28 protein-coding genes are annotated in these 17,160 nt (G+C 34.1%); 21 read left to right on the top strand and 7 right to left on the bottom strand.

Annotation, left to right across the window (positions count from 1 at the left end; all coding sequences use genetic code 11):
• The 14 genes from AB671_RS12845 to AB671_RS12780 all read left to right on the top strand — a co-directional run bounded on the left by AB671_RS12845 (position 1) and on the right by AB671_RS12780 (position 6,448).
• Entirely contained in the window at positions 1–630 is a 630-nt protein-coding gene (locus AB671_RS12845; protein ID WP_066679597.1) for a hypothetical protein, read from the top strand.
• 3 nt (positions 631–633) lie between these two features.
• Positions 634–858 (top strand): hypothetical protein, encoded by a 225-nt coding sequence (locus AB671_RS12840; protein WP_066679596.1) that lies wholly within the window; start codon positions 634–636, stop codon positions 856–858.
• A 1-nt stretch (position 859) separates the two neighbouring features.
• Complete coding sequence (locus AB671_RS12835; protein ID WP_066679595.1) at positions 860–1,279, top strand: hypothetical protein; 420 nt, start codon at positions 860–862, stop codon at positions 1,277–1,279.
• Complete coding sequence (locus tag AB671_RS12830; protein ID WP_066679594.1) at positions 1,276–1,941, top strand: hypothetical protein; 666 nt, start codon at positions 1,276–1,278, stop codon at positions 1,939–1,941. Before AB671_RS12835 ends, AB671_RS12830 begins: the two co-directional genes overlap by 4 nt.
• Before the next feature lie 16 nt (positions 1,942–1,957).
• Complete coding sequence (locus AB671_RS12825) at positions 1,958–2,155, top strand: hypothetical protein (RefSeq protein ID WP_066679593.1); 198 nt, start codon at positions 1,958–1,960, stop codon at positions 2,153–2,155.
• Between the two features lie 4 nt (positions 2,156–2,159).
• Positions 2,160–2,576, top strand: coding sequence for a hypothetical protein (locus tag AB671_RS12820; RefSeq protein WP_066679592.1), 417 nt, complete (start codon positions 2,160–2,162; stop codon positions 2,574–2,576).
• Between the two features lie 6 nt (positions 2,577–2,582).
• Positions 2,583–3,581 (top strand): nucleoid-associated protein, encoded by a 999-nt coding sequence (locus tag AB671_RS12815; protein WP_066679591.1) that lies wholly within the window; start codon positions 2,583–2,585, stop codon positions 3,579–3,581.
• A complete protein-coding gene (locus AB671_RS12810; RefSeq protein ID WP_066679590.1) occupies positions 3,581–4,045 on the top strand; it encodes a conserved phage C-terminal domain-containing protein in 465 nt (154 codons plus the stop codon). The genes AB671_RS12815 and AB671_RS12810 overlap by 1 nt, the downstream gene beginning before the upstream one ends.
• Positions 3,948–4,757, top strand: coding sequence for a hypothetical protein (locus AB671_RS12805; RefSeq protein ID WP_185114104.1), 810 nt, complete (start codon positions 3,948–3,950; stop codon positions 4,755–4,757). Before AB671_RS12810 ends, AB671_RS12805 begins: the two co-directional genes overlap by 98 nt.
• Positions 4,747–4,983 carry a hypothetical protein gene (locus AB671_RS12800; protein ID WP_082987306.1) on the top strand — a complete coding sequence of 79 codons (237 nt, stop codon included), beginning with the start codon at positions 4,747–4,749 and terminating at the stop codon, positions 4,981–4,983. Before AB671_RS12805 ends, AB671_RS12800 begins: the two co-directional genes overlap by 11 nt.
• Before the next feature lie 50 nt (positions 4,984–5,033).
• The gene (locus tag AB671_RS12795) at positions 5,034–5,336 is read left to right on the top strand and encodes a hypothetical protein (protein WP_066679587.1); all 303 of its coding nucleotides are present in this window, start codon (positions 5,034–5,036) and stop codon (positions 5,334–5,336) included.
• Between the two features lie 23 nt (positions 5,337–5,359).
• Positions 5,360–5,689, top strand: a complete 330-nt coding sequence (locus AB671_RS12790; protein ID WP_066679586.1) for a hypothetical protein — start codon at positions 5,360–5,362, stop codon at positions 5,687–5,689.
• Positions 5,686–6,150: a hypothetical protein gene (locus tag AB671_RS12785; protein WP_066679585.1), complete on the top strand. Its 465-nt coding sequence runs from the start codon at positions 5,686–5,688 to the stop codon at positions 6,148–6,150. The genes AB671_RS12790 and AB671_RS12785 overlap by 4 nt, the downstream gene beginning before the upstream one ends.
• A 67-nt stretch (positions 6,151–6,217) precedes the next feature.
• Positions 6,218–6,448: a hypothetical protein gene (locus tag AB671_RS12780; protein ID WP_066679584.1), complete on the top strand. Its 231-nt coding sequence runs from the start codon at positions 6,218–6,220 to the stop codon at positions 6,446–6,448.
• Here the strand turns inward: AB671_RS12780 and AB671_RS12775 are convergent.
• The 7 genes from AB671_RS12775 to AB671_RS12745 form a co-directional block, all read right to left on the bottom strand.
• Positions 6,445–6,897 (bottom strand): hypothetical protein, encoded by a 453-nt coding sequence (locus AB671_RS12775; RefSeq protein ID WP_066679583.1) that lies wholly within the window; start codon positions 6,895–6,897, stop codon positions 6,445–6,447. The genes AB671_RS12780 and AB671_RS12775 overlap by 4 nt on opposite strands.
• The gene (locus AB671_RS12770) at positions 6,897–7,454 is read right to left on the bottom strand and encodes a hypothetical protein (protein WP_066679582.1); all 558 of its coding nucleotides are present in this window, start codon (positions 7,452–7,454) and stop codon (positions 6,897–6,899) included. The genes AB671_RS12775 and AB671_RS12770 overlap by 1 nt, the downstream gene beginning before the upstream one ends.
• A complete protein-coding gene (locus AB671_RS12765; RefSeq protein WP_066679581.1) occupies positions 7,444–8,052 on the bottom strand; it encodes a phage minor head protein in 609 nt (202 codons plus the stop codon). Before AB671_RS12765 ends, AB671_RS12770 begins: the two co-directional genes overlap by 11 nt.
• A 293-nt stretch (positions 8,053–8,345) precedes the next feature.
• A complete protein-coding gene (locus AB671_RS12760; RefSeq protein WP_066679580.1) occupies positions 8,346–9,548 on the bottom strand; it encodes a DUF935 family protein in 1,203 nt (400 codons plus the stop codon).
• A 2-nt stretch (positions 9,549–9,550) separates the two neighbouring features.
• Complete coding sequence (locus AB671_RS12755; RefSeq protein ID WP_066679579.1) at positions 9,551–10,012, bottom strand: hypothetical protein; 462 nt, start codon at positions 10,010–10,012, stop codon at positions 9,551–9,553.
• Between the two features lie 5 nt (positions 10,013–10,017).
• The gene (locus tag AB671_RS12750; RefSeq protein WP_066679578.1) at positions 10,018–11,547 is read right to left on the bottom strand and encodes a hypothetical protein; all 1,530 of its coding nucleotides are present in this window, start codon (positions 11,545–11,547) and stop codon (positions 10,018–10,020) included.
• Positions 11,548–12,111, bottom strand: a complete 564-nt coding sequence (locus AB671_RS12745) for a helix-turn-helix domain-containing protein (protein WP_066679577.1) — start codon at positions 12,109–12,111, stop codon at positions 11,548–11,550.
• A 172-nt stretch (positions 12,112–12,283) separates the two neighbouring features.
• On the opposite strand from AB671_RS12745, the gene AB671_RS12740 reads away from it, so the two are divergent.
• The 7 genes from AB671_RS12740 to AB671_RS12710 are packed head-to-tail and all read left to right on the top strand — an operon-like array spanning position 12,284 to position 17,152.
• Positions 12,284–13,264, top strand: coding sequence for an HK97 family phage prohead protease (locus tag AB671_RS12740; RefSeq protein WP_066679576.1), 981 nt, complete (start codon positions 12,284–12,286; stop codon positions 13,262–13,264).
• An 18-nt stretch (positions 13,265–13,282) separates the two neighbouring features.
• Positions 13,283–14,206: a hypothetical protein gene (locus AB671_RS12735; protein WP_066679575.1), complete on the top strand. Its 924-nt coding sequence runs from the start codon at positions 13,283–13,285 to the stop codon at positions 14,204–14,206.
• A gap of 10 nt (positions 14,207–14,216) precedes the next feature.
• Positions 14,217–14,672: a CHAP domain-containing protein gene (locus AB671_RS12730; protein ID WP_066679574.1), complete on the top strand. Its 456-nt coding sequence runs from the start codon at positions 14,217–14,219 to the stop codon at positions 14,670–14,672.
• Between the two features lie 2 nt (positions 14,673–14,674).
• Positions 14,675–15,175, top strand: coding sequence for a hypothetical protein (locus AB671_RS12725; RefSeq protein WP_066679573.1), 501 nt, complete (start codon positions 14,675–14,677; stop codon positions 15,173–15,175).
• 17 nt (positions 15,176–15,192) lie between these two features.
• A complete protein-coding gene (locus AB671_RS12720; RefSeq protein ID WP_066679572.1) occupies positions 15,193–15,540 on the top strand; it encodes a hypothetical protein in 348 nt (115 codons plus the stop codon).
• Positions 15,540–16,718, top strand: a complete 1,179-nt coding sequence (locus tag AB671_RS12715; protein WP_066679571.1) for a DUF2586 family protein — start codon at positions 15,540–15,542, stop codon at positions 16,716–16,718. The genes AB671_RS12720 and AB671_RS12715 overlap by 1 nt, the downstream gene beginning before the upstream one ends.
• On the top strand, positions 16,718–17,152 hold the full coding sequence (locus AB671_RS12710) for a hypothetical protein (protein ID WP_066679570.1): 435 nt from the start codon (positions 16,718–16,720) through the stop codon (positions 17,150–17,152). Before AB671_RS12715 ends, AB671_RS12710 begins: the two co-directional genes overlap by 1 nt.
• The last annotated feature ends 8 nt before the right edge of the window (positions 17,153–17,160 follow it).

Below are 17,160 nucleotides of genomic sequence, written 5' to 3'. Positions count from 1 at the left end.
ATGGCAAACGACTTCTTTTCGGTAGATGAAATTGAAAGCACAAAGTTTAAAGAATTTGATTTTACGGGTAAATGGGAGAAGTCATTCGGAAAACCTGCAATGTCCGGTGTTTGGATTATTTACGGGAAATCATTTAATGGGAAATCATCACTAATGATGCAGTTAGCGAAGCAATTTACAGACTTTGTAAAAAATAAAGTTCTTATAAACTCTTTAGAAGAAGGTAAGGTAAAGTCCTTCAAAATGAATATTGCACGCTCCGGAATCAATGCAGTAAAAGATAAAGTATTGTTTGGGAATCGAGTATCGATGGAAAAAATTTGCGATAGACTAAACAAGCAGCGAAGCCCTGAAGTTATTTTCATCGACTCTCTACAATATGCTAATCTGAATATTAAGTCTTTCAAAAAATTAAAAGAAGATTTCCCCCACAAACTATGGATTTTCATTTCACAAGCCGATAAATCAGGTGAACCAAAAGGTTCTTTAGCTGAAGCTATAAAATACGATGCTGATGTAAAGATTAAGGTTGAAGGTTTTAAAGCGTTTCCCGAAAGCCGTTTCGGAGGCGGTGAAGAATTTATTATTGATCCAGAAAGAGCCGCAAAATATCACGCAAAAATTAAATAACCAATGACCTACACAGAAAGCGAAAGATTTGAAAAACTAACCACGGCACTGCAATACGACAGCTATGGTGAAAAGTACCTCACTGCATTTGATAGAATTTTCATTCACAAGGAACGCAGCTCACTAATTAACTCGCAAGTTTATTTACTACCTGCCGATGTTGAAGAGAAAATAAATACAAAATTAATTTTTATAAAATCAAAAAACTGGGAATCTCCCGAAATATGAAATGAGCAAAAAAATAGATTTTTCAATATTTAAGAATTTTCTCCCACTACTTCCCAAGGCATTACAAGCATTCAATTATCAAATTGAAATTCAAACACTAATATCAAAAGAGAAATTCGAGCTTAGGAAATTGAATGTAAGCGATGAAAAAATAGTTGAACTTATTTACCTCGCTCACAAGGAAGCCATCTGTCAAGTTTCAATTAGTAATTCTCAATACATCATTAATTATTTAAGCAACTACAGATACGAAATACTTTTTGCTGAAACACCTGAGATTAAACTTGAAAAAAACATTCAAAATCTCATAGAGCAGCTTAAAAATGTAAGCGACGATACAATAGCAGATAATCTTATTCAAGAAATCAAAGAAAGTAAAAAACAATTACAACAATTAATAATAAACAATAACATATTATGACAACAATTGACATCGCACAATTAACACCGGAACAGAAACAAACAATTGCGGACCAGGTTGCACAGGAGGAAAAAAATAAAAAAGCTAAACTGGCAAAAGATAAAAAATTGCTCAAAGGTTTAGAAAACGACATTGTAATCGGACAGATAGATTATTTCATAGACAAACGTGAAGATATCGAAAATCGAATAGTAACACTTTTCTCCAATATTGAGCCTGTTATTGAGCTTCGTGCTGAAGTGTTCGGAAATAAAAAAAGAGAACAGGACAGCCACACTTTTACGCTTGACGATGGTTCTGCAAGTATTAAAGTTGGTTGGAATATGAAACCTTCTTTTAATGGAACTGAAGCTGAAGGAATCGTAAAAATCCGTGAATATATGACCTCTTTGGCTGGAGAATCAGAAAATGAAAAAGTATTAATGGAAATGATTCAGATTTTCTTGAAAACGGATGCTCAAGGAAATTACGAGCCGAAAAAAGTACGACAGCTTAACACAATGCGAGAAAAAGCAAATTCACCATTATTCAGTGAAGGAATGGATATCATTAACGATGCAATGATTGATATCAGGACAAGCCGATATGCAAGAGGTTACAAAATGGTGGATTTTGGCGATGGTATTATTAAACGTGTGAACTTTCAATTCTCAATAGACTAACAAACAAAACAATATTATGGGAATACTATTAAATAGCTATGGAACTGATGAATTAGCAACTGAAATTAGTGAATTTATCCAAAGTAAAATCAATCACTTATCAAATGAAGATTTCAAAACAGTATTAGGAGATGTTATTAGTGATTTAGAAGCGCAACTCGCTGCGCTTGATGATGATTTAGAAAGTGAATTTAAAAATGCATTAGAAGAGTAAAGTCATGGCAACACTTAAAAAATTAATGACTTTAATGTCAAAAGAAGGAGTGACAAACCAAAGAGCTGAAATAATCAGCTCTTTTACAAATGGTCGGACTGATTCTGCAAAAAACCTCAGTCCTGACGAAATTGATACTCTTTGTGATTTCTACGAAAGAAATTCTAACGAATTATTGAATAAAAAACGCAAACGAGTTATTGCAGCGATTTTTGGAATGTTCAAAAAAATGAATAAAACGGTTACTACCGAATATGTGAAAACAATTGCGTGTAGAGCTTCAAAATATCAGCGATTTAACGACATTCCTTCTACTCGATTAGATTCTCTTTATAGTGCATTTTTAAATGCTCAGAGAGATTTGCATTTCGCAGGTAGATTGGTTGAAGGACATATTTCAGAACAACAACATTATAATTAAAATACTATGAAAATTATTGCGCACAAAGTAGGAAATAAAATAAACGGTGAAGGTGCTGGTATGGCAGACGGTTTACTTCAGTTGGATGAAACAAAAACTGACCTTCTACTAAATTACTTTTTAGGCTCTTTTAAGAGTGAAGAAACCTACCAGTTTTACTCTGATTCTTATTTGGTGAATAATCTTGTTTACAAAACTATCAGTAATGTTTTTGAAGATTCAGAAGCCTTTATTCAAAAATCAAAAGATTTAGCAAGATTACTCTATGATGCAGCCGAAAACCCACGTATTCAGGGAGGTGATTTGTTTGTAGTTTATTTCTCTGCTGATAACGAAAATGATGTTGATAAAATTGGAATTTTTAAAATGGAAAAAAAAGAATCCTTTTTAAAAATATTCCCAAATCAACACGATCCTGTAGAAGTAGATCAGGGTATTAGTTTAGCCAAAATTGACAAAGCAGCTTTAATCTACAATAAAGACGGACAAAGCGGATATGTTCTTTCAGTGGTTGACAACAACAAAAACGGAGATATGTATTACTGGTTTGAGGATTTCTTAAAAGTAAAACAGCGTGAAGATGATTACTATCAAACACAAGAATCAATGGCAATCATCAAAGATTATTTCAAAAAACAGCTTCCAGTTGAGTTTGAAGTTTCTAAAGCAGATCAGGCGGATTTACTTAATAAAGCAGTTAAATATTTCCATGAAAAAGAAGAATTTAACCTCGAAGAATTTGGAAATGAAGTTTTAGAACAAAAAGAAATTATCAACAGTTTTAATGAGTTTAAAACCGATTATGAACAGGATATGCAGATAAATGTGTCTGAAGAATTTCCAATCAACACAACAGCGGTTAAAAAGTCTCAAAAGCATTTTAAAAGCATTATCAAGTTAGACAAGAATTTTCATCTGTACATTCATGGAGATAAAAAGCTTTTAGAAAAAGGAACAGATGAAAAAGGTAATTTTTACAAAGTTTATTTTGAAAAAGAAAGTTAGTGCTAAAAAAAAGAAGGACACCGCTTCATGTACTTTTTGGAGAGCGTGAAGCCATTAGAATATACCCAATAAAAAAATTAACAATGGAAGAAATTGCAAGTCCCGAAATAGAAATCCTCAATCTATTTAATCAAATAACAGGACATAAACACCGAGGTGGTAAATCGAATTTAGCAGGTATTAAGCGGGTTTTAAAAGAAGGTTACACAATAACCGAAATTCAGGAAGTAATTCAGCTAAAAACGATTCAATGGAAGAAAAATGTTGAAATGTGTGCCAATTTAAACCCTGTGACAATTTTCAGAGAAAAGAACTTTGATAAGTATATAAATCAGGTTCTTAATGTTAAAGAAAATCCTAAAATGTATGCAGAACACTTTGCCGCAATTAATAGAGTCAACACCGGAAATAATAGTTCCGGAGCGTTCGACAAGATTGATGCAATGTTTGGTAAGCGAAGATAAGTTTGATCTTATAAACGTTGAAAGGAGCTTAACTATTGAAAAATGCGTTTTAGCTCCTTTACTTATCAATCAAAAAGCTAATGAGACCGAATTAATCAAATCGATTTTTCTAATCGTAAAAAGATTCAATGATCTTGTCAATGTTAGTAAAAAACTCAACGAAGACCAAATGATTGCTTTATCGTCTGATTTATTTGAAAGATTCGCAGGTGAGAGTTTAGAGGATATAATGTTATTTTTTAAGATGGCAAGAAGCGGTGAATTTGGCGATTTATATAGACTTGACTCAATTGTGATACTTTCATGGGTCAATAAGTATTTAGATAAAAAAACGGATGCTTTTCATGAAAACAGAATCAATGAAGAAAACCAAAGAATCAGAACGGAAAATGATGCTGTAAAAAATCATCAGTATTCTGAAAAATCTAAAGAAAAACTCGAAGAACTTTCCAAACTTTTAAAAACAACCACAATCAGCAGAAATACAGGAGTAATAAGAAAAGATAATCCTTTGTTTGATTATGATTCTTATCTCTTAGCTCTTCCTGAAGCTGCAAAAAAAATGGATGATGAAAGATTGCAAACTATGATTGATAATACATCCCAATACTCGCACCCGGAAGTTTTAAAAATACTACAGGCGGAAAACCAAATACGATTAAATGATAAGAATAAGCGAAGAACTCGAAAACGTAATAAAGATGAAAATTGAAATTAATTTCACTCAATCAGAAATCTTTGAGTTTTTACAGAAGAAAGGATATGAGATTAAAAGCTGGTTGTGGGAGTTTACAGATGAAACCTTTCCAAACGGAATTGCATCACATGAAAGCTGGACGTTTACAGCCTGTAAAACTGGCGAAAACCAAAGCGAAGAAAACATCTTTATAAAGGTGTTTGACAAAGAAATACAACAAATTTTAAAACAAATTAAATAGGCTACGGAAAGCCGTATTTTTTTCTAATAACAACTTTATAATTTTACAACATGGCAGAATATAGAATACTTACAGAAAATGAAAAAATAGATGCACTTCTCGAATGTTTTGAAGATAGCATCATGGGTATGGGAATTAAAGCTCTATGCGATATCACAATAGAGAAAGGAGATAATGCATCAACAATGGTTCTGAAGACCAAAGACCCTAATACAGAATTAAAAGCAGCTGAATTTTTCACACTGGGTGTGATGATAGGTACTGATTATTTAAATGTTGATGAAAGAAATCAAAATGTTAAAATGAAAAGGGTTATTAACGCAATAAGATTGAGCGTTTCCTCCTTAGATTAATAAAAATATATTATTTTTGATTTATGAACAATGACAAATATAATTGGGATAACATAAAAATATTTATGGGTGGCAGAGAGTTAGATTTTAAACCTGTTGAAGGTCGCACAGGTGTGAACGTTTTTGAATCTGACATTACAATAACCTTAGAAGAATTAAAGAAATCGACAAAAAACACTTTTAACATAACTGAAAATTATTCACCGGAAAAACACCTCAGACAAAGACGTTTAATTGTTGATGGTGTAATATTCAAAGAAAATGAAACTTTAATAATTGGTGACAATGAATATTTAGTTGTCGCAATTTTAGATGATAAAATTATATTAAAATTAACATCCATCAAACTATGAAAAAACTCTTATTCCTTTTGACCTTGATATCCGGCTTTTTCTTTGGGCAAAATGTGAGTCACTTTGAAAATCTTGATTCCTTGCAATTTACAGATCGTATTGCTGAAGTAGTTATTCTGACCGGAAGAAATTATAAACTTTATGATTCAGGAGAATATAAAAAGAGAAAATATTTTCAATTCTCTAATGCAGACAATAAAGAAGATACTTTCACAGTAACAGGATACAAAGCTTTTGTAGGAGGTAATCCCGCTCTTGAAATCAAAGGAAAGGAAACTTGGGGTTTAAGATCGGTTGCTGGACCGTTTTTGGCCGTCTATCCATTCTGGCTCAAATTTATTGATCCTCAAGCCGACAGAGATAAAATTATTAAAGAAGGAAATGCATATACTCCAAAAGATCGTTTCACGAGAATGATTAAAGATGGTAACTCAGAAAATTACTGGATTATACAATTTTAAACTTTCTGATGCAACAAAAGAAAATCACCTTGTTTGGTGATTTTTTTTGTTTTATTTTTGTGGTTATATGGCAGTTACAAAACAAAGCATCGGGGCAAAACGCAATAGACTTCTTCGTTATCAGCAGGTAATGGAAGAGTTTAACAAGCATGATTGCCGATATACTCCTATTACTGTTATTCATAGAGAATTTATTTACCCTAAATTTCACATTTCCCGTGATACTTTATACCGTATTCTCAACACTCCTGTTGAGGAAGAATTAGTAAAAGTTACTTTACCATCTTTATTTGATTAAACATTATTAGCTTCAAAGCTGTAATAAATTGTATATTCCTGTATACCATCATCTCTTTTACTTCTCGAAAACGTTTTTCTTAGCATCTTAGTACAATTTACATCAGGTGAAAATCCGTGTAGTTTCTCATGTATTTCTTTCATTAATCCAAATATATTCCATGCCGCATCTTTCTGCGATTTTGGTGCTTTAAAACTCGTATTGGTAAGCTTCATATTGGCAAGTGTAAGCCTAACCGATAAAGCTCCATTTTGCCTGTTTACTGGTTTTTTTGATAAATCTCGTCCGATATCGCTGAAGCTACCATCATTCAAATCAATAAGACAGCACGGGAACTGCACAGGAAAATTGGGTGAATAATAATCAAGTTGCCCAGTATCTTCATCTACATATTTTAAAGATGAAATTTCCGCTATTTTATTTTGGATATTTGTTAAAATTGTCTCCATTATCTGTATAATAAAAAGTTGTTTCGAAAATCATTATTTAATTCTTGAAAGTTTCGGTTGATAATCTCTTTAATAATCTTATCTACTTGCTGATGATGCCCCAAAAACTGTCTTTGAGTAATATTCATTCTTGCACCCTTTTTTTGAAGCGCCAAAGCTTTCCATTGTGCAGCTTCATCCGAAAGCTTTTGGTTTCTTGCTTTGTTGGTAGAAGTTTTCTTTACATCATTTCTCATGGCTCCTGAGGTTTTGTAGTACATCGCCCAAAAGAACTTTCTCATTTTATCTGTTACGACAATTACTCCGCCTTCATTTAATAATTTAGCTTGTGGCTGTGAACTGCTCCAAGTGATGCCGTTAGAAACTGTTTTTGGACTTTGGATGGATCTTCTTAGCATCCCCGACCGCATCATTAATGAGCCTCTTTTATTGTGTAATTTCGATGTTGCCCATTTCTTATCAAAGAAAGCTTTTCTTTGAAAATTTTGATCGAACTCGTCACTAAGTTTAATCTTAGTATCAATCATTACCTGTTTTATGAATTCTTTAGGCTGCATAACTTAAATTTTTAATTGCGGTTTCCGCTCCTATTACTTTACTGTAAGCATTATTGGGAGGGAAGATTTTATTTTCCATTCCCGGATTAAACCTGAACATTTCTAAAGTATTTTTGTTGTCTTTATTAATACTTGTCGTTGCTTTTTCACCTATTTCAATTGCTTTTTTGCTATCTGAAACTTTATAATCAACAGCTAAAACTTCAACAGCAACGCATCTGCACCTCCAGCCATTGGGAGGATAAAAAGAAAACCAAAATGGGTCATCTTTGGGTAAAGTTGTACTATTAAGCTGTGCATGACTCGCCCGTACTTTTTCATCTCCTGCTGTTCTATACTGTAAAAAATATCTATCTGTATTGTCTTGTAGATTGCCCCAATTAGCAGCGCTTTGAGACGAAGCGACAGCAAATTCATATTCCGTCTCAAGATAAGTTACATTGTATTTTTCATTGAGTTTTAAAATATCCTGTTCAAATTTGTAGTACGGTTTTATATTACCATTTTCATCGTTTAACAAACTGCGGGCTTCTGTTAATTGCGCATGAGCTTTTAATCCTGAAAAAACAAAAGCATCCTTTTTTAAATATTCTTTCATCTTTTCAGGAACCTCGTGTACAATTGCATCGCTAAAGACTTCACCTGTTGCCTGAACTAAATCTTTATATTCCTGAACCTTTTCTAAATCTTTAGGATTGTATTTTTTTCTTTCAAATAACTTTTTAAACGCTTTTTCAGCAGTGGTTAAAACCCGTTTAAAACCCTTTTTAGGTGTAGATTTACTATTTAAATTTAAAGTTCTGCAAGATTCACAATCGCAGGGCTTATACTGCCGTTCTAAATTTTCATGCAGGGCTAAAAAATATGTTTCTGCAATCTGTTTTTTAGCCCTTAGTCGAAAAAACTTGCAGAAAGTTTTTGTTGTGATTGATTTTCTCGTTCACCAGTTATGGGAACGCCAAATTTGTCGGTAATCCAATTATTGTCAACCTCTTTTCCTGCATTTAGAAGATCTTTTGTGTAGGAAAAAAGTTTATCTAAATCATCAGCTTTGTCGTATTTGTAGAACCACTCCCCTTGAGGAATAAAACCAATCAATTGCAATGATTTTAATATTTTACTATTCCACTCCTGTTCAATCAATGAAAGATCTGATTGTACTAAATCCTCAAGCATATTCTGAGAGGTTTTCTCTTTTGAATTAGAGCCGTTTACTGTATCCTGACCGATAATTGCACCCGATATAGGCATAGATATCTCATTGTTGCAAAGTTGTATCAGATTCTTATAAACGTCTCCATTGGTAGCCACGCCTTGCGCCCATTCAAACTTTTCTGATTCATCTATAATAAACCAAGCTGCAGCACCCATGTCCTTCATCATTGTTTCAGCACGATTAAGCATTCTTTTATCTTGAGTATTGGTTTTCATTACCCTGGGCGGAATTCCATAAATCTCACATAGTTCTGACCAACATGATTGTGCAAAACGCTTGAATAAAACCTGTGGAACAACAGCGTTTATCAATCCGAAATCAGCAGATAAATTAGAATCTCCGAACTCTAAAACCCAAATACCATACTCTTTTACTTCACGATATTTTATGAATTTATCTTCTGTGTAATCCTGATAGACTAATCCTGAATAAGGATTTACATTTTGTCGAGGAATCAATTTAAATTTTAAGCGCTCATCTTCAAAAACCCATTGTCCAACAGAATGTTTTAAAAATTTAGTATTTAAAATCTCTGAATTGACTTCATTCACAAAAATCTGATTTTGTAGTAAATCTGTAATTTCCGGATTCACTTTTCCATCTTTTCCGGTAATTGAAAACGTTTGAGATAAAGATTTGTTACGTCTATTTTCGGTCTGAGATTTTAATAATGGATCTTGCGCCACTTCATCCAATAGGTTATACAAACCCCAAAAGGTGGGATTTTCATCTAACATGGCCATTTGTAAAACTTTGTTCCAATCAACTATGTCTTTTCTTGCTCTTGAAATAGATTTCGGAGCAATCTCAAAAACGTTTTTTGTAGCTTTAATAGCAACCGGCTTATCTTTCAGCCCAAACCAATTAGGAAATTTCATAATTACTCGTGATTAAATTTTGTTCGTGAACCGCTTCTGTATGGCAATGGTTCATCTGTTGTTGTGGTGGTGTCTTCAATAACTAATTCAAGATCAGATAAAGTAATAACACCTTTTGCTAAGTCTTTTAGATAAGCTACAGCTCTGTCGTAATTTTTTTGAGCTCTCTCATACATAATGTCTGCATTACATAAATCTATAAAATGAAATTTTGCAATTGTTTTAGTTTTTTGAAGCAACACAGGATTTCTAAAAATCCCTGTTTTTGCAAAAATTTTTTGCACATCATAATGAGGTCGGCCGTCGCTATATTCTTTTCTGTCGTTTTGAGTAAGATATGATCTAGCCTCTTCAATAGCGGCGGAAATCGCATCGGGCATGGCCTCATCGTTTCCATCTGCGATTTGTTCTATCTGATATTCATATATCGTAGTACCCATGTCTTTTTCTTCTAAAAATGCCATAATTCTTAATATTTTCTACTTGCTCTTTGTCCTGAGCGATAATCATTACTAAAACTGTAAGTCCTGCTTTTTAAAAGCCATACACCCCCTTCTACACCGTCAGGACCATCCATTACCTTCGCATTTGGCGAAACTCCCAAAAACTGAGCTTCCAATCTTTTCATGTGTGGATTATTTTCTTCTTTTTTATTTAAAATCAGATTTCCCAATCGGTTAAGTGGTTCTAATGTGCCTTCAATACGTGTGTATTTTTCAGGTTTACTCCTCGTATCTTCCGTTATTGGTATTCCTATACCTGTGTCAGTAGCTTTCTGTTTTATCAAAGGAGAAAGTACCTGTTCGTAAAAGGGATCTTGAAGTGAATTGTTTTCGATATAATTCCTGTAACTATCACCACCACTTTTGAAAAAGTATGAATCAGCTTCAAAAACACAATCAATGAATTTTGAATTATTCATAACATCTAACCAACAGGTGTAGACATAATATTTTAATCCTTTCCTACCAATCACCCCAACAAATTTTGATGATGGCTGGTTTTTATTAGCTGTACGGTCTTTATTGGATGTTGCCGGATCTGAGTAAACTAATACTTCATCACAATCAGTGATTTTAGGAGTTACGCCCCATGTCATTTCTTTGAATGTACTTCCTTCTATAACAGGATTATTGAAGTATTCCTTCTGATAAGATGCCCATGATACTGTACTTAATACCCTATCTATTTGTGCTTCACTGTTTTTTTGAGGCCAAGTGGATTTATTATTTTTATCTCGAATATTTACTATATCATGTTTATCAGCCTTTTTTGCCATTTCAGTGATACAGCAATAAGTAGCAATTATGTTCCCACAAGCAATAAGTAATAATGGAACTGAAATTGAACGTGTTGGTATTAAAGCCTGTTCTATCCAATTTACAGATTCTTTAATTCTATCAGGGTTCCTGCACTCTTCATCGGTATCAATATCATCAATGAGTATTGTATCAGGTCTTGCTTCATCATTTTTGGCTCCCCTTGGAGATTGTCCTTTTCCTATAGCCCTAAAAGAAGCACCATTTGCCAAAACAAATTTTTCATCTTTCCAATTTCCATAATTAAATTGGTCGCCGTAATCGCTTTTAAGTCTTTCATTTTGTTCAAAAACATTACGATAGGGTTTCAATAGCATTTCAGCATTATCGGATGAATATGACACGAGTAAAACGTTTTTCTTTTTACGAGTCATTACAAGATAAATGATATTCATCATTGTTCTTGTAGATTTTGCTAATTCGCGAGACCATGAAATTACTTCGTACCATTCAGGATTATTTAACACTCTTTTATCATGCGCTAAATGAAAAGGTGCTGCTTCAGCCGTACAAAATTTTGAGAAATACTCTTTTTTCCACTCTTCCGGATTCGCTTCCAGACGTGCGATTCTATTTTTCTTTTCCAAGGGTGTTTCGTCCAAGTGGATAGCATCCTCACGAAAAAGATTATCAGTATTTTGTTTCCAAACTTCTAATAAATGTCCAGTTTTTTTGTCCATCTATTTGATTTTGGTTTGAATGAATGTATCGAAATATCCTGAAAATTGCTTTGCAAATTCAAGATTATGAGGTTTAATAAAATTTAAAAAGGCAATGCCAGTTTCGATAATCTCACCAACATTAGTTTCGGTTTCAAGTTTTTTAATTGCAGCTGTTATTTTAGAAATTATATCAGCTTCAGATGATGTAGGGAAATTGCTAAACTTTATGGGATAATCTAACTCATTATATGTAGGATAATGAATTGATTCTACTTTGCCATCTTTTATTTTTATCGGTTTTTTAAGAGATAACGGAATATCTCTCACTAATGGCCGAGTTTTTATTTCATCATTCAATTTTTCCAATTGATTATATAAATTAACCAATTGACTCTTTTTGGTTACTAAAAGAGATTTTCTTTTTTCAGACCAGCCATATTGAGCTATCCACTTACCGAGTGTTTTTTCAGTAATACCGACTTTTTCAGCAACATCTTTTTGTGAAAGTACATCATCTGAAAGGTATATAGTTTCTGCAAGGTTTTTCAACCTTTTATCTTCTTCTCGGGTGTTTCTTGCCATCGCTTTATTGAAATTTTACGAACAAAATTCCAATTCAAAACGCATAAAAAAAAACAAGTGTAAAATCATCGTACACATTTGTAAAATGCTCTGACAGAACCGTCCGAAGATCTGACAACTTATTTTTTTTAGTAACAAACTCCCCCAATTTTGTCAAAATAATTAGCAATAAATGTCAAAGAAAAGATTTGCTTTTAACGACGAAAAGAAAAAGAATTCCTACGGTTTCTATATTCAGACTGCCGGGATAAATCTCACAAGATTTAATTTGAATCCAGTATGTCTAAATAACCATTTGAATTGGACGGAAGCTGTAATAGGTAATTGGGTTGATATATCTTCCGAAGAAGGTGTTCTTTCGGGTGAGCCCGTATTTGATGAAGCAACGGAAAGTCTTGAGAATAAAGAAACAATCAGAAAGGCGAAAGCTGGATTCATTAAAGGTTGTTCGATGGGAATTTCTTTTGATGAAGCGGATTTTATCAAATTAGAAAATGGTGATCTGATTCTAACTAAATGTGAACTTTTTGAAGTTTCATTGGTCGCTGTTCCGTCAAATGCAAGTTCAGTTACTCTCTACGATAAGAGTGGAAATAAGATGTCAGAAAATGAAGTAAAAACACTTTGTCTCTCATTAGGAAATGCTAATCCAATAATAGATTCAACTAACAATAACGATTTCAATATGAAAAAAATTCAATTGTCCCTTTTGGCTTTTGTGGCTTTGGGATTTGCCAAAAATACAAAAGAAGTAGATGAGGCAGAATTACAGGAAGCTGTTCTAAATCTAAAAGCAGATTTCGATTCTAAAACTTTAGAACTTAAAAAAGCAACGGAAGAGCTTCAGGCTTACAAGGATGCTGAAAAATTAAAACTTACTCAAGAGACTGAAACAATGGTAAATCTTGCCATTCAGGAAGGAAGAATTACGGCTGATAAAAAACAAACATTTGTTGATTTAGCTGCTCAAAACTTTGCATTAGCAAAAGCAACATTAGACAGTTTTGAGAAAAAAATTGATTTGACTGCCGGAATTCAAGTTCCCGGAGGCAAAGAAGCAATGACGGAAGAAAAGTGGCAAACACTAGATCTGAACGCTCAATTAGCATGGAAAGCAGCGAATGCTGAAGAGTACAAAAAATTATTTTCATAATCCTAAAATTAAAAAAATATGCCATTAAATTTTCCTGAAATATGGGCAAAACGTGTTATTAATAACATCGATAAAAATACAACAGCAACCTTTTTAGATGGTATTCCTGAGCTTGACGCTGACGTGACCATGATCAATGAAGGTGATGCAACGGAAATGAATAAAATTTACGTTGCGGTTACAGAATTTGATGTTGATGTATTGATTAACAATACAACCTATCCAATAGCCGCTCAGGTTTACACTGACGGAACGATTGAAATCACTTTAGATAAGCTTCAGACGAAAGTTGTTACTGTATCCGATGATGCTGTAAAAGGTTCTTCTTACCCTAAAATTGATGCTGTGACAAAAGCTCATACCAATTCAATTTCAAAAGCAAAATACAAAAAGGCAATTCACTCAATTGCTCCTGCTGACAACGCTAATTCAAATATGCCGATCATTTTGGCGACAGGTGGCGTTGACGCACTGGCTGATCCTTCAGGTAGATTGAGACTGACTTATGAGGATTTAGTTGCGCTAAAATCTGCTGCTGATACTGCAGGTGTAGCTGAAGACGACAGACGTTTAGTTCTTTGTGAAAATCATTGGAATGATCTTTTATTAGACCGAAAAAATTTCGGGAATCAACTGATTGACTATGTAAAAGGGAAACCCAATCCTAATATTGCAGGTTTTGAACTGCACAAATATGGTGCAAATCCATATTATACTGTAGCTACAAAAGTCAGAAAACCTTACGGTTCTGTTCCTGTTGCTGGTGATAGACAAGCTTCTATCATGTTCGTGAAAACAAATATTGCTAAGAAAACAGGGTCTACGAAACAATATTTCGCTCAGGCAGCAGGAGATCCAGAAAACCAAACAAACCGATTGAATTATCGTCATTATTTCGTAGCGACAAAATTCCAAAACAGAGATTGTGCAGCAATCATTTAATTAAATCATTATGAAACTATCAGAAAAAGCCCTTCAAGTGGCACTTACCCAAAATGGTAAACAAGAAAATCCGCCCGGATCAAATTGGGGTGAACCTGTAAAAACTTACCTGTTAAGTGTAGGAATCGGTTTCCCTGCTGCATGGTGTATGGCATTTGTTTACTGGTGTTTTTTGGAAGCTTCAAAAAGTTTAAAAGTACCCAATACTGCCATAAAAACAGGAGGTGTTCTTGCCGCTTGGAATAAAGCAGACAAAAAAATAAAATCTTCCACCCCAACCATTGGAGCCGTGTTTATCATGGACTTTGGCAAAGGTAACGGTCACACCGGTCTCGTTGAGAATTTCGACACCCAATACATATACACGATAGAAGGAAACACCAATGACGCCGGTAGCCGTGAAGGAATAAAAGTATTAAGAAAAAAACGCCTTAGAAGTACAATTAAAGGCTATTTAAACTATTAACAATGAAAAATATTTCTGTCATAACTTGTTTTTTATTAATTGCATTGGCTTTGGTTTCCTGTATTAGCAGGAAGCCATCACAGCCGGTGGTTATTGAAAACACCAAAACAATTACGGAAGTCGTAAAAGATACGATCTATAAAATTGAAGCCGACAGCTCTTTTTATAATGCGTATGTCGATTGTGTAAACGGAATACCTGTTTTAATCACAAATGAAATGCCCAGTCTCGGCACAAAAACACTCTTAAAACCAAAATCCGGAAAGTATTTAGAAGTTCCCAAAGTCAACCTACAAAACGGTTTACTCACAGTTAATTGCGAAGCAAAAGCGCAGGAGCTATTCAAGCAATGGCGGGAAAAATATATTAATGAAAACTCCAAAGAGACTGCAACTGTTTACGTCGAAAAGCCTTTAAAATGGTTTCAAAAATTGCTTATGTGGACAGGGGTTTTATGGTTGTGCTTAATTGGTATCAACATCATTAAAAAATTCATAAAATAATTCTAAAAATCAAAACAATGGATCAAATTTTTAAAGACAACCCGAAGGTTGATATCTACTATAAAACATCTGACGATACCCCTTTTTTCTCTAAGAATGCAGCTCAGAACCATGCCAAAACTTTAGAGCAAAAAAACCTTGAAACAATTGTTAGAGGTTCTGTGAAAAATTCTGAAGGTGAAAAAGGTGCTGAAGTAGCAAAGGCTCTAAACGATGAACCAAAGTTAACACCGAAACAGCAGTTGCAAGCTGATTACGAAAAGAAATTCGGAGAAGTTCCGGCTGAAGAATTTACAAAAGCTGAACTTTCAGAAGCTATTGAAAAAGGAGAAAAATTAGTTGCAAAACCTAACACCGACCAATAATGAACGGAGTAAAATTTGTCAGAGGTAATGGCGGTTTATCCCGTACATTATCCGGCAGCGATCACATTTCCGGAATGATTGTTTACGGTGAATCTGATGTTGCACCAGCATTAGTCCTTTCAATAGAGGATTTAGACAATGATATTACAGCGGTTTCAAACCCTGTTTTACATTATCATGTTTCTGAATTTTTCAGAATCAATCCGGGTGCAAAATTATACGTTCAGTCGGTTGAAGAATCAGACGGAGTATTTATTGAAGTAAAAACACTTCAAAATTTTGCAGGCGGTGAGTTGAGACAAGTTGCCGTGTGCGACTTCACAACGCCTGTTGCTTCACTTGCTGCAAGAATGGCAACACTTAATCAAATTGCTTTGGATTTAGGAAATCTGAATATCCCAGTAAGCTTTTTATATTCTGTAAAAGTTGGCACATTAGACATTGCATCTCTTCCAAATATGCACACTCAAAATGCGGATCGTGTAACGGTAATTATCGGACAGGATGCTGGAGGACGTGGAAAGTTTTTAGCGGAAACAAATCCGTCATTATCTTGTATCGGTGCTGCATTAGGTGCTGTTTCTAAAGCAATGGTGCATGAATCTATAGCGTGGGTAGAAAAGCAAAATCTTATTTCTACAGCATATCCAAAAAGCTTTACTGGAGGCGCAGAATTGGCTCGTGAAATGGATGTTGTTGGCTTATGTGATGGTTCATTAATCACCGATTATACACCACAACAATTACAGGCGATTTCAGAAAAAGGATATGTTTTCGGTGTAAAATATACCGGAAATGTAGGAACATATTTTAACGACAGTTTCACAGCAACAACACTGGAAAGTGATTATGCTTATCTCGAAAACAACAGAACCATCGATAAAAGTATTCGTGGAATCTATAAAGCTCTATTGCCGAGAATTTCCGCTCCTGCTTATGTTGATTCTGATACTGGGTATTTAGATGTTTCAACAGTCAGCTCCTTAGAAGCTTTATGCGATGATGTTTTAGATCAAATGCTCAGAGACGGTGAAATCAGCGGTTATAAGAACTACATAAATCCTGCTCAGCAGATTTTAAGAAATTCAAAACTTGAAGTGGTTTCAAAAATAGTTCCTGTAGGTACACTAAGGGAAATTACAGTAAAAATCGGTTTAACCTTACAAATTAATCAATAATGGGTTTAGAATTAGAACCGCTAATTAATGGGCGGGAATACGGATGGGCAGACATTGTCGTAACCATCGGAGGTGTGCCAGTTACAGGAATCCGAGCTGTAAAGTACGATGAAGAAATGGAAAAAGAAAATATTTATGGTGCGGGTAGAAATCCTGTAAGCCGTGGATATGGTAGAGTAAAATCCACTGCCTCAATTACCCTTCTTTTCGGTACTATAGTGGCTTTGAGAGCCAAAGCACCTAAGGGTCAATTATTCAGAATTGCGCCATTTTCAATTACGATAAGCTACCAACCGGAAGCCGGACCAATTGTGACACACATCCTAAAAAATGCTGAATTTAAAAAATCAACATTCGACTGGAAAGAAGGAGATATGAGTAAGGAGATCGAATTGGAACTTATCATTTCTCATATCGTAGACAAATCAATTTAATACTACAA

The organism is Chryseobacterium sp. BGARF1 (assembly GCF_001677955.1).
In the GTDB taxonomy this organism is placed as follows: Bacteria; Bacteroidota; Bacteroidia; order Flavobacteriales; family Weeksellaceae; genus Chryseobacterium.
This window is presented reverse-complemented; position numbering and strand designations above follow the sequence as displayed.

Coding starts and splice junctions, on each gene's coding strand:
- AB671_RS12710 (WP_066679570.1), top strand. CDS start 16,718: ATGGGTTTAGAATTAGAACCGCTAATTAATGGGCGGGAATACGGATGG.
- AB671_RS12825 (WP_066679593.1), top strand. CDS start 1,958: ATGGGAATACTATTAAATAGCTATGGAACTGATGAATTAGCAACTGAA.
- AB671_RS12750 (WP_066679578.1), bottom strand. CDS start 11,547: ATGGACAAAAAAACTGGACATTTATTAGAAGTTTGGAAACAAAATACT.
- AB671_RS12725 (WP_066679573.1), top strand. CDS start 14,675: ATGAAAAATATTTCTGTCATAACTTGTTTTTTATTAATTGCATTGGCT.
- AB671_RS12835 (WP_066679595.1), top strand. CDS start 860: ATGAGCAAAAAAATAGATTTTTCAATATTTAAGAATTTTCTCCCACTA.
- AB671_RS12800 (WP_082987306.1), top strand. CDS start 4,747: ATGAAAATTGAAATTAATTTCACTCAATCAGAAATCTTTGAGTTTTTA.
- AB671_RS12845 (WP_066679597.1), top strand. CDS start 1: ATGGCAAACGACTTCTTTTCGGTAGATGAAATTGAAAGCACAAAGTTT.
- AB671_RS12730 (WP_066679574.1), top strand. CDS start 14,217: ATGAAACTATCAGAAAAAGCCCTTCAAGTGGCACTTACCCAAAATGGT.
- AB671_RS12805 (WP_185114104.1), top strand. CDS start 3,948: ATGCAGAACACTTTGCCGCAATTAATAGAGTCAACACCGGAAATAATA.
- AB671_RS12785 (WP_066679585.1), top strand. CDS start 5,686: ATGAAAAAACTCTTATTCCTTTTGACCTTGATATCCGGCTTTTTCTTT.
- AB671_RS12840 (WP_066679596.1), top strand. CDS start 634: ATGACCTACACAGAAAGCGAAAGATTTGAAAAACTAACCACGGCACTG.
- AB671_RS12790 (WP_066679586.1), top strand. CDS start 5,360: ATGAACAATGACAAATATAATTGGGATAACATAAAAATATTTATGGGT.
- AB671_RS12815 (WP_066679591.1), top strand. CDS start 2,583: ATGAAAATTATTGCGCACAAAGTAGGAAATAAAATAAACGGTGAAGGT.
- AB671_RS12715 (WP_066679571.1), top strand. CDS start 15,540: ATGAACGGAGTAAAATTTGTCAGAGGTAATGGCGGTTTATCCCGTACA.
- AB671_RS12765 (WP_066679581.1), bottom strand. CDS start 8,052: ATGAAAGAATATTTAAAAAAGGATGCTTTTGTTTTTTCAGGATTAAAA.
- AB671_RS12770 (WP_066679582.1), bottom strand. CDS start 7,454: ATGCAGCCTAAAGAATTCATAAAACAGGTAATGATTGATACTAAGATT.
- AB671_RS12795 (WP_066679587.1), top strand. CDS start 5,034: ATGGCAGAATATAGAATACTTACAGAAAATGAAAAAATAGATGCACTT.
- AB671_RS12720 (WP_066679572.1), top strand. CDS start 15,193: ATGGATCAAATTTTTAAAGACAACCCGAAGGTTGATATCTACTATAAA.
- AB671_RS12735 (WP_066679575.1), top strand. CDS start 13,283: ATGCCATTAAATTTTCCTGAAATATGGGCAAAACGTGTTATTAATAAC.
- AB671_RS12755 (WP_066679579.1), bottom strand. CDS start 10,012: ATGGCATTTTTAGAAGAAAAAGACATGGGTACTACGATATATGAATAT.
- AB671_RS12760 (WP_066679580.1), bottom strand. CDS start 9,548: ATGAAATTTCCTAATTGGTTTGGGCTGAAAGATAAGCCGGTTGCTATT.
- AB671_RS12830 (WP_066679594.1), top strand. CDS start 1,276: ATGACAACAATTGACATCGCACAATTAACACCGGAACAGAAACAAACA.
- AB671_RS12740 (WP_066679576.1), top strand. CDS start 12,284: ATGTCAAAGAAAAGATTTGCTTTTAACGACGAAAAGAAAAAGAATTCC.
- AB671_RS12745 (WP_066679577.1), bottom strand. CDS start 12,111: ATGGCAAGAAACACCCGAGAAGAAGATAAAAGGTTGAAAAACCTTGCA.
- AB671_RS12780 (WP_066679584.1), top strand. CDS start 6,218: ATGGCAGTTACAAAACAAAGCATCGGGGCAAAACGCAATAGACTTCTT.
- AB671_RS12820 (WP_066679592.1), top strand. CDS start 2,160: ATGGCAACACTTAAAAAATTAATGACTTTAATGTCAAAAGAAGGAGTG.
- AB671_RS12775 (WP_066679583.1), bottom strand. CDS start 6,897: ATGGAGACAATTTTAACAAATATCCAAAATAAAATAGCGGAAATTTCA.